Source organism: Palleronia sp. (assembly GCF_042089775.1).
GTDB lineage: Bacteria > Pseudomonadota > Alphaproteobacteria > Rhodobacterales > Rhodobacteraceae > Palleronia.
The window spans coordinates 1-13,726 of the sequence record NZ_JBELKF010000088.1 but is presented as its reverse complement, the minus strand read 5'-3'; the positions used below and the strand labels follow the sequence as shown (position 1 = coordinate 13,726).

Annotated in this window: 8 protein-coding genes and 1 pseudogene; 6 read left to right on the top strand and 3 right to left on the bottom strand. The window is 62.6% G+C overall.

Annotation, left to right across the window (positions count from 1 at the left end):
• Window positions 1-141, top strand: a pseudogene (locus ACFDS3_RS16350) (IS256 family transposase); the annotation flags it as partial.
• 309 nt (window positions 142-450) lie between these two features.
• Here the strand turns inward: ACFDS3_RS16350 and ACFDS3_RS16345 are convergent.
• The 3 genes from ACFDS3_RS16345 to ACFDS3_RS16335 form a co-directional block, all read right to left on the bottom strand.
• On the bottom strand, window positions 451-2,925 hold the full coding sequence (locus ACFDS3_RS16345) for a S8 family serine peptidase (protein ID WP_375263423.1): 2,475 nt from the start codon (window positions 2,923-2,925) through the stop codon (window positions 451-453).
• An 11-nt stretch (window positions 2,926-2,936) separates the two neighbouring features.
• On the bottom strand, window positions 2,937-3,935 hold the full coding sequence (locus tag ACFDS3_RS16340) for an AAA family ATPase (RefSeq protein ID WP_375263422.1): 999 nt from the start codon (window positions 3,933-3,935) through the stop codon (window positions 2,937-2,939).
• A gap of 285 nt (window positions 3,936-4,220) precedes the next feature.
• A complete protein-coding gene (locus tag ACFDS3_RS16335) occupies window positions 4,221-5,660 on the bottom strand; it encodes an RES family NAD+ phosphorylase (RefSeq protein WP_375263421.1) in 1,440 nt (479 codons plus the stop codon).
• A gap of 420 nt (window positions 5,661-6,080) precedes the next feature.
• Between ACFDS3_RS16335 and ACFDS3_RS16330 the strand changes: the two genes are divergently transcribed.
• From ACFDS3_RS16330 to ACFDS3_RS16310, 5 genes are all read left to right on the top strand, one after another.
• Window positions 6,081-9,794, top strand: a complete 3,714-nt coding sequence (locus ACFDS3_RS16330; protein WP_375263420.1) for an N-6 DNA methylase — start codon at window positions 6,081-6,083, stop codon at window positions 9,792-9,794.
• A gap of 127 nt (window positions 9,795-9,921) precedes the next feature.
• Entirely contained in the window at window positions 9,922-11,103 is a 1,182-nt protein-coding gene (locus ACFDS3_RS16325; RefSeq protein ID WP_375263419.1) for a Shedu immune nuclease family protein, read from the top strand.
• A gap of 145 nt (window positions 11,104-11,248) precedes the next feature.
• The gene (locus ACFDS3_RS16320; protein ID WP_375263418.1) at window positions 11,249-11,650 is read left to right on the top strand and encodes a transposase; all 402 of its coding nucleotides are present in this window, start codon (window positions 11,249-11,251) and stop codon (window positions 11,648-11,650) included.
• Window positions 11,647-11,997, top strand: coding sequence for an IS66 family insertion sequence element accessory protein TnpB (tnpB, locus tag ACFDS3_RS16315; protein ID WP_375263417.1), 351 nt, complete (start codon window positions 11,647-11,649; stop codon window positions 11,995-11,997). Before ACFDS3_RS16320 ends, tnpB begins: the two co-directional genes overlap by 4 nt.
• 58 nt (window positions 11,998-12,055) lie before the next feature.
• Window positions 12,056-13,702, top strand: coding sequence for an IS66 family transposase (locus ACFDS3_RS16310; RefSeq protein ID WP_375263416.1), 1,647 nt, complete (start codon window positions 12,056-12,058; stop codon window positions 13,700-13,702).
• Window positions 13,703-13,726 lie beyond the last annotated feature (24 nt).

The following is a 13,726-nucleotide window of genomic DNA, read 5'->3' as shown; positions in this document are numbered from 1 at the left end:
ACCGGCTTGGCCATGGCGTTCAAGCTGATGATGTCGGCGCAGAAGAAATGGCGCAAACTCGACGGCCAAAACCGCCTGCCCGAGATCATCCAGGGGATTGAGTTCCGCGACGGGCTCCGCCAACTTCAACCGGCCGCCTGATCAAGCGTCACCAACTTTTGCCCATATCTCACAGCACACACCCAGCATCACAAAACGCGAAACAAACTCCGCCTCAGCGCAGCCTCCGCCGAACGCGCCCTATCGCGAAGCGATTTAGTGCTCGAGCCCTCATTGACCGATGCTGCGCGGTGCATGAACGGCGGCTTATGAGAATTTCGCTGCGGTAGCAGCATGACGTTCCGTACGGCCCTAGACATGCCCATGCGAGTGTTCCGAAGGGTGGGAAAGACGCTACTACGACGACCGGAGCGTTTCACCCGTCCGTTCCGCATGGGCGCACCCTGACGGTCAGTCGAGGCCGATCTCAATCCCGACGGTATTACGCACCGCCAGGTCGATCGGAGTATGTAGATCGACCTCCACGTCATCGGTCTTCAAGGACACGACTAGCGCATACCGTGTCTTCCGCTCGCATGTTGCGACATCGGCCCGATTGCGCCACCAGCCACCTATTGGACGCACGCAGATTGTGTCCCGCGTTAGCAAGCGCGCCGCTGGTCCCGTCCACACATCGCAGTGCAACGAGCCTGCGGAAATGCTGTCGGGTCCGAACAGCCACCGATTGTCGTCTGCGACGCTCGCGATCCGCTCCCCATCATCACGCTCGGCCTTGCTGACCCGTTTCGCGAACATCCGCACCGTCTCGTCGCGCCGCCTTAGGTCGAACCGAAGTCCGAAGGACTGGTATCGATAGGGGTCTATCGCTGCGGAGATCCCCGGGTTGGGCTCAATAAAGTACGAGAGGGTGATCTTGAGCTCAACATCCGCATCTCCAAGGCGTTCGAGCTCCTCCCTCGGCCAAGGGAGGGGATAGAAATGGCAATCCTTGAAACCCCGCGTCGGGCGGGCGCGATAGGGCTGGATCGCCGCTTGGGAGACGAGGGCAAGATGGTTCGTCGCCGAAGCGTTCGCCCGTTCAAAATTCGCTACTCCATACCCATAGCGGCGCAGAAGGGCGGCCGTCTCCCGTAGCCCTTCGGCCACGTCCAAGGCGGCTCGCATGGGCGGTGTCCATTCCGCGCCATGAACCATGAGCGCCCGGATCGTTTCCGGCCAGTAGTCTGGATGGGCGGCCATCAGACGCGCCGCCAGGCGCGCGGCGCTCGCCGTGGCCGCACTCGTAGCACGGAATGGGATTAGGGGCTGCCGGTCCGTGTCGGGGCCTGTCGAAAGAAGTCCAAGCGAGTCAGCGTCAAGCACGTCTGTGCCGGTAGGGCTGAGCGCTCGATTGCCCGCTTCCATCAGGAGGTCCGGCTTGAAGGGCGACTTACCCGCCCAAGAGGTCGATGTACGGGTATGCGGACTCAGATCGCCCGCCTCGGCGAAAGGCCTGTAGTGCGCGAAAGCACCCTCTGTGATCTCGATCTTGTCGGTGTAGCCGCCAATGGTCAGCACGTTCCAAGCCTGCGCCGGATCCTCGATCGGAAGATGGTCGGCATGTACAATGCGATGCCGTTCGATGTGGTTCGGTGCGTTCCCGGTAGACGTCACGATCAGACGCCTAGGCGTTTCCTCGTCGCCGATCATTGCCCCCGCAGCAGCCTGATCGAGCGCAGCGCTCCAAGTCGTCGGGCGAGCGCCGGAAACGTTGTCGTTCGTCACCGCCATGCAGAAGACGCGAGCGCGAGTAGGCCTTTCGATCTCGGGAATGACGATGGCTGATTGTGTTACCGGGCCGTAGAATCGGTCTTCGGTTGGCGGGTGTCCAACGGGCGGTAGGAGCTTCACCGATTCAAGGCGATGCAGCAGGGGTCGCACATCCATGCTCGCCAGATGGGGCGTCAGATCGCCATGGAGTGCCAGACCGGCCATACTTGTCCCGTGGCCTGCTCCCGAGTCGTCAACCCCCCAACTGGCATCGACGGCATGCAGCTCGTCGGTAGAGACGGCCGGTTCGAGAAGGTCATGTGCTCGATTGACGCCCGTATCTAATAGACAAACCGCAGGCGCATCGCTTCCGGGCCAAACGACCCGCTCCGCAAGCTCACCCGACCAGCCGATCTGCTCGTCGCGATCTGCGTCGAGAAACACCGTAGGCGAATCGCTGGCGCGTCGCAGCTCCGTGATCGCGAACCGCGAAAAAAGCATGAGCTCAATTGTCACGCGATCACACAGAACTGGAATCACGACAGCTTCCGGAAAGTAGAGGCGTTCGTCTCGTGAGGCAGCGCGGGCATCCAAGCGTTCCACCAGAGCGTCCAGCTCTTTCTCCGCGCTGCGCACGCACCAGACCTCCCACCAAATCTGATCGGTGGGGTCCTCTGGCAGGCGTGCGTCGTCGTCCGTCCAGAAGGTCTCGAACCGGGCACGGCGGATTTCCTCGATCGGCTCGACGAACCCTTTGCGCTGTGGGTCCCCGGCGGGCGTCAGCGGACCGGTCGCATAATCACTAAGAATTTGATCAAGGACTGGCCGCGCGTCGTTTGGCACGAAGAGGCCGACCGTCCGACGGTCGTTGTTCTCAACACGCGCCGCAGTCGGCATCACGCCGTCTCTCTTGCGTTCCATCGCCTCTATTGGCGTGCCCCGCGCCAGTTCGAGTTCCAGAAAAACTCCCTCGATGGGATCGAGCCGATCATCCTGAGGGCGCTCGCGATCATACGCTTCCAAGGCCGTCGCTAATTCCCCACGGAGGCGCCCGCCATGCGTAGCTCGCGCCCGCGGCGTTCCTCCGCCGCTCAGATTCTGCGCAGGAGCGATGAAGTCGCGGCGCGTGAAGCGGGCGCTGATGTCGATATGCGAACGGTCGTAGCGGGACGGCATAGACGTGCCGATCAGTCGCCGTTCGGCGCAAACGCCGCACGCATTACTTGCCGGTCCGCCAGACGCCGTACGACATCCTCAGTCCGCAGTATGTCCCGTTCATCCAGTATCGCCGTCTTCACAGCATCCTCGGCGGCACGCACAATCTCGGATTGGCTGAGGCCTCCCGCGGCAGCCACAACCTTCTTCCAAGCGAGGCGCGGATACCGCATCGGGCGAAGGTTCACGCTGACGATCTTCCGGATCTCGTCTTCCGTCGGCGGCCGAAACTCCAAGATAGTGTCGAAGCGGCGCAGCAGCGCCCGGTCGAGTAGTTCGGGGTGGTTAGTGGCGCCGATCAGTACGCTGTCGACGCTGGTCGGCTCTTCCATAAACTGCAGAAACGAGTTCAGCACTCGGCGCATTTCCGCTACGTCATTGGTAGCCGCTCTGCGCGCACCCACTGCATCGAACTCATCGAAGAGGTACACGCCACGCCGGCGTCTGCTCTCGTCGAAGACCGCACGGAGCTTAGCAGCGGTTTCGCCCATGAACCGAGTGATGAGACCTTCAAGGCGAATGACGTAGAGGGGGAGCTTCAACTCGCCAGCAACGGCCTCTGCCGTCATGGTCTTGCCTGATCCGGGCGGGCCCACGAATAGTACCTGCCGGCTCGGCGTCTTGCCATGCTCGCGCAGCCAGTCTCGCCGGCTTTGCTGACGTACTAGGTCGTCGAGTTGGTGACGTATGGCCTCATCGAGCACGACGTCTCGGAGGCGGTAGCGTGCGTCGCGATGATCGAGGAGATCAGCCAAGTCGCCGCGCGGCGCCGAGAACGGAATAGGGACTGTCTGACCGCGACTACCAGTAGCGCGGGCTGCATCGACGGCAGCTCTTAACTCTTCTGCTGTCGCTCGATGTCCCTGACGAGCCTCGGACGCTGCCACTTGGAGGGCGATCGAGTAGAAGAGCTCGTCGTCGCCCTCAGCCCGGCTCTTCAACATCGCCAGTATCTGCTTCGAGTTCGACACTAAGCCAGGTCCCTTACGTTGCGCGCGATCTCGCAGAAGACATGCGGCTTCGCATATCTGCGCGTTCGGTTACCGTTTTCACAGATGCCCGGTTCACAGTCGAGGCAATTTGCAGAAGCCGGCTGGCCTTCCGACGATGAGCGTCGTCCATCTGGATCATCTGTCCTGCGGCGACCTGCCAGTCGATGCGGACCCATGATGGCTTGGCTCTAGTTTTATCCTCGCGTGAGGCTCGTTTCAAGACATTGCGGAACGTTCCGCGAAGTACCTGCGCACCACTAGTGTTCAAAATCCGAGGCCTGCCCCACCAACCGACCTATGCCGGTCGACATCGTAGCGCTCGGTGTTCACCGCAACTGCCCTGATCTCATGCACAGACACCGCGTCGGTCGCGACCTGCAATGCCGGCTCGCGGTCATCCCGCTCGGGGACGACCATCTCGTCGGCGCCCCCCCAATCCCAATCTGGCACCGGCGACGCATTTTCGTTGATCTCCTCGTCCGGCGGCATCGTTTCCCACACGGTGTAGGCATAATCGCCCTCGTCCGAGACGACCGAGAGCCTCGCCTCGACCTCCGCTCCTTCGGGCAGGTCCAGCAATGCCACCGCGGCGGCATGATGGAACAGCACCGCGTTGCGCCCCGCCGCATCTGATTGGACGGAGCGGTAGAGGATGCCGTCGAGGCGGGGATCAGACCAATTGGCGAGGAAGTCGGCAACGACCTGTGTCGGCAGGTAGGCCATATCAGCATCGTCGGGCAAAACCGGTGCGGCGAACTTCGCCACAAGATCGCGCAGGAACCGCGCCTGGCGCAACGCTTCAGCGTAGCGTGGGTCGAAGAGGCTGCCTTGAACCTTGATGTCCGCAAGCGCATCGAGGTCGAGTAGCCTTAGCGATCGGGTGATCTCGAAGGCGGCCATGCCGACACGCGCGCCAACAGGAGGACGAACCTCGGCTAAAGCGACATCGTGAGACGTCGCCCCGTAGAACAGGGAAATGCCCCGGGCATTCATGCGACCCGCGCTCGCCACCTCGGGCGGCGGCGGGCCGAGATGGCGGTCCGGTCGTTCAAGGGCTTGGAGTAGAGGTTTATCAGCTTGAAACACCCGGCCGCGCCAAAGGCGATCCAACGCTGTCCCGGGTCCAGCCGTCACCACTACGGGCCTTCCATCGCGAGCCGTTCGCTCTGCAATACCGTTGAAAACACTCGTCAGATAGGCCGATGCATTCTTGTCGAAGTAGCGGGCCTGCCGTTGCAGGCGGTGGACGAACCGCGTCCATTCCGTCCGCCACGCGTGGTGGTCTGGAAGAACTTCCTCGTAGTGCACCTCTTCGTCGAACGGAGTCTCCTCGCCCGCGAGGGCCGCGTCCCAATCCTCGTGGCGCTCGCGAAGAACGGTGTGGAGGTCCTGCACGACTTCAGAAGAGCACCCGACGATGTCGGGGATGAGATCGGCTACCGACGTTCCTTCGCGATACCAGTCATATTTGAGCTCCCGGTCCTTGATCATCAGGCTCTCGTAAAAGTTCGGCTCCGCAGGTGTGCGCTTGTAGTGGTCGCCAAACACTGCCTCCACCCTGTCTGCCAGGTCTTCGAGTGCGATGGCTGGGGCCTGCTCGCGGCAGTAGCTGCAGACCTCGGAACGCCCGTCCCGCTCAATCTCGCTTGAGAGATACGCCTCACCGACGCATTCGAAGCAAATCTTGTGGTTGTCGTCAGTCATCCCATCGTCTCTCTACACTGCTTCCGTAAAGTCATAAGACCGGACGTCCCGCATAGTACAGGTTAGCAACACGTCCCTGTAGGTCCGGTAGCAGTCTACACCGCCTCATCTTTTACGAAGCCGCCAAGGACCTCTGCGCCGCCGCTTGAAGCGGGTCTACCTTGATGGGGCTGTTTCAGAAGGAGAGCAGCCGTTCGTAGCAACCGCAGCGAAAGCCCGCTCCGTCCGCGGTGCTGACCTCGAAGCGCAGCGCAGCGAACGGCCGGTCCGAGCCCGCTCCGACTGATGCTGCGGTGGGATCCAACGGCGGCTTCAATCCGGCTGCCTCTCCTCTTGTGGCTGTAAAAGAAGAAAAACTTGCTATCAATAGCATAGAGCGCCAAGCCCCAGGCACCGCCAGCGACTACAATCAGGAAACGAATGACCACCACAGCCTCCTTGAGTAAGAAGATCCGCGAGATCACTGCGAACGACGCTGGCGAACCGGACCTTTATGGCTACATCCGCGACCTACTCGTACGGTCCACCTTCGGCGTCGGGTTGCAAGACCGCCAAGTGGTCGTGGACTCGAAGCTCGATGGCTCTCGCAAGCGTCCAGACCTTGCCATCTATCGAACGGAAGGTCGGAAGGTTCTCAAGGGACCGAACCACGCCATCGCGGTCTTCGAGGTAAAGAAGGACAATCAGGTGCAGGTCGCGCCCGTGCCGATCCTTCGGGAGAAACGCGCCTACGTGCAGGCCGGGACGAAGTGGTTCTACTTGATCGACCAGGCTGTCGTTACCCGACTCGACGTGTCTGACCGGCGCGCGTTCGCCGCCTCGCTCGCGCCAAGGGCGGGCCTGGTTCCTGCGATCACCAAGACGTGGACCTGGGCGGAGCTGTCGGACCCCGATGCATTCGCGACATGCTTCGGTGTCCTATCGGCAGAGCATCTGACCTTGGAGATCGAGCTGGAACGGTTCCGTCGCAACGAAACGCCGTTCGCCTTCCTCCCTGTGGAACCGGAGACGCGCGGTCAGTTTTCCGACACCGTGCGGGAGGCGGCCGAGTTGCTGCGCGAGGCCGTGACGGAGATTATCGCGACCAAGGGGATCGCCGACCTGAAGGAAACGGCTCGCGTGCTGCAGCCGATGGAGGCCGATTACGGGCCGGCCAGCTTCGATTGGACGGACGAACAGCGTCCGGTCCGCTTCGAGCGGATGGTCGAGCGTCGTCAACGTGAAGCCCTCGATGAGGCTTTGGTGGTGGACTATGAGCGCCGTCGCCAAGAGGTCATGGCGGACCTCGATCCCTACCTTTATGCCCTCCGCCTCGAACACGACCTGTTACCGCGTTACGGCGAGCGCCAGGGAATCGCAGACGCAAGCCTCCTGAAGGTCGAGAAGGATAAGTCGAAGCCGAACGCCCGGCTCCTTCAATCGCTGGCCTATGAGACGGGCTCGCTGATACTTTCCCGGATGCTAACAATCCGGTTTTGCGAGGACTACGGCCTCTTCAAGGTGCGCTACATCTCGAACGGAGGCATCGACGTCTTCTGGCGGTTCGCCGAGCATTTCGACCTGCCGATGCAGGAGTTGATGCGTCAGACCTATCGTCACGCCCAAGGGGTGTTTCGCTCGATCTTCGACGCGAACCTGCTGGACTGGGCCATCGCCCGCGACGATCCGGTCCTCTCGCAGGCAATTGAACGGTCCGCCTTCATCCTGTCGCGATGGGACTTCAGAACGGTCGAGGGCGACGTGCTATCGGGCGTCTATGACCAGTATCTCGACGTGGCGCAGCGCCGTCGCCTTGGCGAAGTCTACACCCGCCCCGAGGTGGCCCGGTTCATGCTCGAAGTGTCGCGCTGGTCGGGAAACGATGACATCCTCGACCCTGCCTGCGGAACAGGGACGTTCCTCGTGGAGGCCCTGGTGCAACGGCTCCAGCAGCTCGCCAGCGCCGGGGCCGTTAACGCTGAAAACGTTCGTGCCGTCGTGGCGCGGCTCCACGGGCTGGATATCTCGTCCTTCTCGATCGCCTTGGCGCAAATTCAGATCTTCTGGCACCTAATCGACGTCGTTCGCAGCAAAACGGTGGAGGAGACGCGCGACTTCGCCCGAGCAATCCTCCCGAGCCTCCCGCTTCATGGAGGATGGTCCTCCCTCGATCCAATGGGCCGTGCTTTCGGTGAGGGCGATGGCGCAGGGACGGCCGCGCAGACGGGCATGACGTTCCGCCTCGCCAATGGCGAGCGCGGCGGTGGTGCGCTGATCCCACCGGGATTCGAGGCGGTGGCGCAACGAGAATACGATTTGGTCGTGATGAACCCCCCTTATATCCGCTCAGAGCGGACGGGGGCCGGCGGCATCGGCGACGCTTATTCGGAGGTCGCGTTCAAGAACACCGACACATCGATCTACTTCATCTATCGGGCGTTGCGGCAGTGGGTGAAGCCGGGCGGACGGCTCGCTTTCATCGTGCCTATTGGCATGACGGAAGCGGCCTATGCGGGGCCGCTGCGTCGGATCCTCGAAGGGTACCGCATCAAGCTAGTGGCCGACCTCGAAGGGTTGGGGAAGTCTACCTTCCGGGGTGTGAAGCGCGCGACGATCATCATGGTCGTTGAGCGCACCGCCCCCTCGCCGGACGACGAGGTGGAAATGCTCCAGCTCGGCCCGACCGCGCTGGTGGAGGACGTGATCGACTTCGGCCGCGCTGTCCGGACAACCGTGCGCCGTCGTCAGCTCGATCGGCTCGCCTACCTGCCGAGAGTCCTGCTGCCCATCGTCGCCGACGCCGCCAGCAACGCAGAAAGCATTGAAGTTCAGGACGAAGAACCCGCGCCTCAGACCTCGATGCCTGCTTGGGTCGCAGCAATGCGGGCGAACGAAGACAGCGCGGACGCTATCCTCACGAAATTCGGCGACGGTGATCCAGATGCCCTAGCGGCAATGGCGGACCTCCCCCGTCTGGGCGAGATCGTTCGGGTGGTCTGGGCGAGACGGGACCGGGGACGCATCGTGGACGTACAAGCGGAAGAGCCGGAGAAAGAGCGGTATGCCTATCGCCCGGAGCTGCTGTTCAACTACGGCGTGAAGCTCGGGGGTAGTGCGGCGTTCTGCCGGTCGGGCGACACGGATTGCATCGACCTCTACAAGGGGCAGAACATTTTTCCCCAAGGCTTGCTGGGCGAGCCGATGGGCCGATGGTCGCCCACGGCACGGCGGGAAAGCACGCGTTACATCTACACCTACGCCGACCAACTTACCTATCAGAACACCTACGCCCTGCGGGAAATATCCCAACTCCCCACGGCAGTTCCCATCGTGGCCGGCTCGGGATTTCAAAATACCGCTCATGTAGTTGAGCTGACCGAGGCCTTCCCACTCAACGGCTACCTCTTAAGCCGGGTCGTTCAGTTCTACGCAGCCCGTATTCTTCGTTCTTCGATCATCGAAGACCTTGGATGCCACTGGTATAAGCGCACACTGACTCTGCTCCCGATCCCGCCCTACAGGACGCCGGAAAGTCTCGAAGAGCTGCGCGGGGCAGGTCAGGCGGTGATGGACGCGGACAGCGACATCGCCGACCGCTACCGGGAGATCGATCGTCTGATCGGGGAAGGGGCCAAGGACGGCCGGACAGTTAACCGGCTCGTAGTGGACGGCGATCCGCTCGTGGCCGGGATCGACCTCAACGATGTCTCCGAGACGCCAGTGCCAGTCCTTCACATTCGTGAAAGCGGCGACGAAGTGAACAGCTCCGATCTCTTCTTCCGGCTGAAGCTGCCCGACGCGACCCTTCGGACCTTCATTGCGTTCGACTTGTCCCGCCGGGTTGAAGACGATCCCGAAGCCGAGCTGTGCCGCGACGACGTCCTCGGGCTCGCCGTCCCGACGAACCTCGATGCAGTTGTGAACGCCATCCGGTCCCTGACGACAGACGACCTCAATGCGCAATACCGCCGGGCGCTCGATGACCTCGATCGTATCGTGGCAGTGCAGTGCGAAATCTCGGACAGTCATCGCGACCACATGATCGACGCGATGACGAATGATCCAATCCTCTCGCAGATGCGTCCCATGATCGCGCAACGGGGATTGCGAGTGCAGCTTTATGCCGATCATGCGGACAGCAATCGCTACGTCTAGCAATAGAACCGGGTTCGAAGGGGAAGTATTCAATGAGACAGCTCACGGTCGAGAACCGCCTTCGTGACGTGGTCTGCCCGTCGGGTTACGCTGCGGGGCTATACTGGGGCATGGCTGGAGACACCTGATGAGCGGAGCGGACGAGACCACGTTTGTTGGCGGATGCAAGACGGACCACCTCTACCCGCGAGATTTCAAGAGCGGCGCCGGACGGTTCTTCAACTACGTGGTCGAAGAGGACGGCTCCACGACCGTCGAGTACTCCCCGCCCTTCCCGTCGAGGAACCGCATCAAGCTCACGCTGACCTTCATCCGCGGATCGAACGAGATCACGGCGGTGACGCTCAAACGCTTCAAACACTACAAGCATGATGGCTGGGTCGAGGACCGGTTCATGTCGGACGAACCTTTTCAGCTCTCCCACTTTTCGTTCGAGAAGTTGGCGTCACTCCTGCAATTACTGAAAGAGCTTGATCTGGCGAGCCTTAATCAGCCCAGGATACCCGTCGTAGAGGGAGGCGTCTCGGGCATCGACCCGGACTTCGCGAAAAAGGTCAAGAGTCTGCTCATCCAACCCGATGGTCAGAGAATTGTGGAGGAGCTTGTCAGTAGCGGGCTCATCACCTCGCACGACATCGTCAACATCGGCTATCGCAAGGCGCAGTTGGAGCAATTCCGGCGCATGCTTGATAATCCCGAGGAGGTCAGGGCCTACGCCGAACGGGTAGGTGTGAGGACGGACCAGCCCGAGAAGGCTTGGCAGCGATTTCTTGCGTCCAACGAGTGGATTTTCGGCTTCGGCCTCGACTACCGGTTCCTGGGCATACTCCAAGACGAGGCGGTGGTGGGGGCGGCGGACGTGGCGGGGCGGGATGCTCCCGTCGCGGACTTTCTACTCGGCGCTAGCCATTTCACAGTGGTGGTCGAGGTCAAGCAGCCAGGCACGCCGCTGTTTGGGGGCAGCCGAGCGCGCTCCGGGGCGTGGCGTCTGTCCACGGACTTGATAGATTCAGTCTCGCAGGTGCTCCAGCAGAAAGCTGTTTGGCAGGTTAAGGCGGAGAATAATGCCGCAGGGAACTATGATCGTAACGGCGCGCTGATCCGCCACCGTACTACTGATCCCAAGTGCATCCTTATTATAGGGGGCAACGGCGCCTTCTCGGGGAGCGATGCCGAGCAAGAGGCAAAGCTGCGGACCTTCGAGCTCTTCAGGAGGGATTCCCGGAACATGGACATTTTGACCTATAGCGAGCTCTACGAGAGAGCTGCCTTTGTTGTGGGGCGCTCGGCGCAGCAGGCAGACAAGTAGCGGCGGCGACCTGCAAGCTTCGCGGACGTCGAAGGTTCGGATTAGGTCAGAAATGCTTGATGGTTGGGCCGAGATTGCCTGAAGCGTATCCCTCCGGCGGGGGCCGTCTGGCCGAGACTGAGGCACCAGTCGTAGAGCATGCCCTATGGCATGCTCTAAGGTCATTTCGGATTTCGAGATCCTCTCTGCGGACGATGCTGGGCGGCGTCGGGATCGCTCTGACGCGGAGAAGATCCGCATCGTCGAGGAGAGTTTCCGCGGTCACCGCCAGGGCTCGGCGACGGCGCGCCGATACGGGCTCTCGCGTTCTCTGCTGACGCGGTGGCGGAAGGAATACCGGGAAGGGCTGCTCGACGGCGGTGCCCCGGCTTTCATGCCACTGCAAATCGGGTCCGAACCGGCCCTCGCCACCTCGACGGCGACCGAGAGGCCGGCGGTCGAGGGGAGGGTCGAGATCACACTCACCAATGGCCGGCGGTTGAGTGTCTCGGCCTCGATCGAGACGACGGCCCTTTCACGCCTCCTGCGGGTTCTCGATCGACCATGATCGCGTTCCCGGCGGGGGTGCGCGTGTGGATCGCAGGCGGGGTGACGGACATGCGGCGCGGGATGAACACGCTGGCGTTGCAGGTCCAGCAGGGGCTCGGGCGCGATCCCCATGCCGGCGAGATCTTCTGCTTCCGCGGGCGCCAGGGCGACCTGGTCAAGCTGCTCTGGCACGACGGGGTCGGCATGTCGCTCTACACGAAGCGGCTCGAGGCGGGGAAGTTCATCTGGCCGACGAGCGCCTCGGGTGCAGCGGTGCCGATCTCGGCGGCCCAGCTTGGCTATCTTCTGGAAGGGATCGACTGGCGCAATCCGCGCTGGACGCAGCGGCCCGCAAAGGCGGGATAAGTTCGCCTGATATCCCTATTTTATTATGTCTTTCCAGCGATCTGTCGTAGAATGCGGCATGTCGGATGCCGCCTTGGAGATCGCCAGATTGCGGACCGCCCTCGCGGCGTCCAAGGCGCGCGTGGAGACCGTGGAGGCCCGGGCGGAGGCCGCCGAGAGACAGCTGGCGCAAGCTCGGTCGGTCGTCTCGACCTCCGAGGCGATGATCAAGCACCTCAGGCTCGAGATCGCCAGGCTGCGGCGGGAGCAATACGGCCACAGCTCGGAGCGCCGCGCCCGCCTGCTCGATCAGATGGAGCTACAGCTCGAAGAACTCGAAGCCGCCGCCACCGAGGACGAGGTCGCCGCCGAGAAGGCGACGAAGACAACCTCGGTCGCCGGCTTCGACCGTCGCCGCCCGGCCCGCAAGCCCTTCCCGGAACACCTGCCACGGGAGCGGGTGGTGATCGAAGCTCCCTCGGCCTGCTCCTGCTGCGGCTCCGACCGCATCGTGAAGATGGGGGAGGACGTGACCGAGACGCTGGAGGTGATCCCCCGGCAGTGGAAGGTGGTCCAGACCGTCCGCGAGAAGTTCACCTGCCGCCACTGCGAGAAGATCAGCCAACCGCCGGCCCCGTTCCATGCAACCCCAAGAGGGTGGGCTGGACCGAACCTGCTGGCCACGATCCTCTTCGAAAAGTTCGGCCAACATCAGCCTCTGAACCGGCAGGCCGAGCGCTATGCCCGGGAAGGCGTGGACCTCAGCCTGTCGACCCTGGCCGACCAGGTCGGTGCCTGCGCCGCCGCGCTCGCGCCTATCCATGCGCTGATCCGCGAGCATGTCCTGGGAGCCGAGCGGCTGCACGGCGATGACACCACTGTTCCGCTCCTTGCGAAGGGCGGAACGAAGACCGCCCGGCTTTGGACCTATGTCCGCGATGATCGCCCGTTCTCGGGAGGCGCGCCGCCGGCGGCGCTGTTTTACTTCTCCCGCGACCGCGAGATGGCGCATCCCAACCGGCACCTCGTAGGCTGGCAGGGGGGGCTCCAGGCCGATGCTTATGGCGGATACAACGACCTCTACCGCGGCAATCGTGACCCCGGTCCGGTGAGCAGCGCGCTGTGCTGGAGCCATGCCCGCCGGAAGTTCTTCGAACTTGCCGACATCAAGGAGAAGGCTCGCAGACGGAAGCCAGCTCACGACATCTCGCCCGTGGCCCTGGAGGCGGTGAGCCGGATCGATGCCATCTTCGAGGTGGAGCGTAGCCTCAATGGCCTTGATGCAGCGGCCCGGCTCGAGGGCCGGCAGCGCCTGGTGCGGCCACTGGTCGACGAGCTCCACGATTGGATGCTCGCCGAGCGGGGCACGATGTCGAGGCACAACCCCGTCGCCAAGGCGATTGCCTACATGTTCAAAACGGACCGCTGGGAGGCGTTCACCCGCTTTCTCGACAACGGGCGGATCTGCCTGACGAACAACGCGGCGGAACGGGCCTTGCGCGGCGTGGCCCTCGGTCGGAAGTCATGGCTCTTCGTCGGCTCCGAGCGCGGCGGCGACCGCGCCGCCTTCATGTATTCCCTGATCGTCACCGCAAAGATGAACGACATCGATCCCCAGACGTGGCTGGCGGATGTCCTCGGCCGGATGCCCGACATGACCGCCTCGCAAGTGCCGGATCTGCTGCCGTGGAACTGGAAAGCCACAGAGCATCGCCAAGCAGCCTGACGGCGGCCTACGCCGGATGCTTAC

Coding starts and splice junctions, on each gene's coding strand:
- ACFDS3_RS16345 (WP_375263423.1), bottom strand. CDS start 2,925: ATGCCGTCCCGCTACGACCGTTCGCATATCGACATCAGCGCCCGCTTC.
- ACFDS3_RS16335 (WP_375263421.1), bottom strand. CDS start 5,660: ATGACTGACGACAACCACAAGATTTGCTTCGAATGCGTCGGTGAGGCG.
- ACFDS3_RS16330 (WP_375263420.1), top strand. CDS start 6,081: ATGACCACCACAGCCTCCTTGAGTAAGAAGATCCGCGAGATCACTGCG.
- ACFDS3_RS16325 (WP_375263419.1), top strand. CDS start 9,922: ATGAGCGGAGCGGACGAGACCACGTTTGTTGGCGGATGCAAGACGGAC.
- ACFDS3_RS16320 (WP_375263418.1), top strand. CDS start 11,249: ATGGCATGCTCTAAGGTCATTTCGGATTTCGAGATCCTCTCTGCGGAC.
- tnpB (WP_375263417.1), top strand. CDS start 11,647: ATGATCGCGTTCCCGGCGGGGGTGCGCGTGTGGATCGCAGGCGGGGTG.
- ACFDS3_RS16310 (WP_375263416.1), top strand. CDS start 12,056: ATGTCGGATGCCGCCTTGGAGATCGCCAGATTGCGGACCGCCCTCGCG.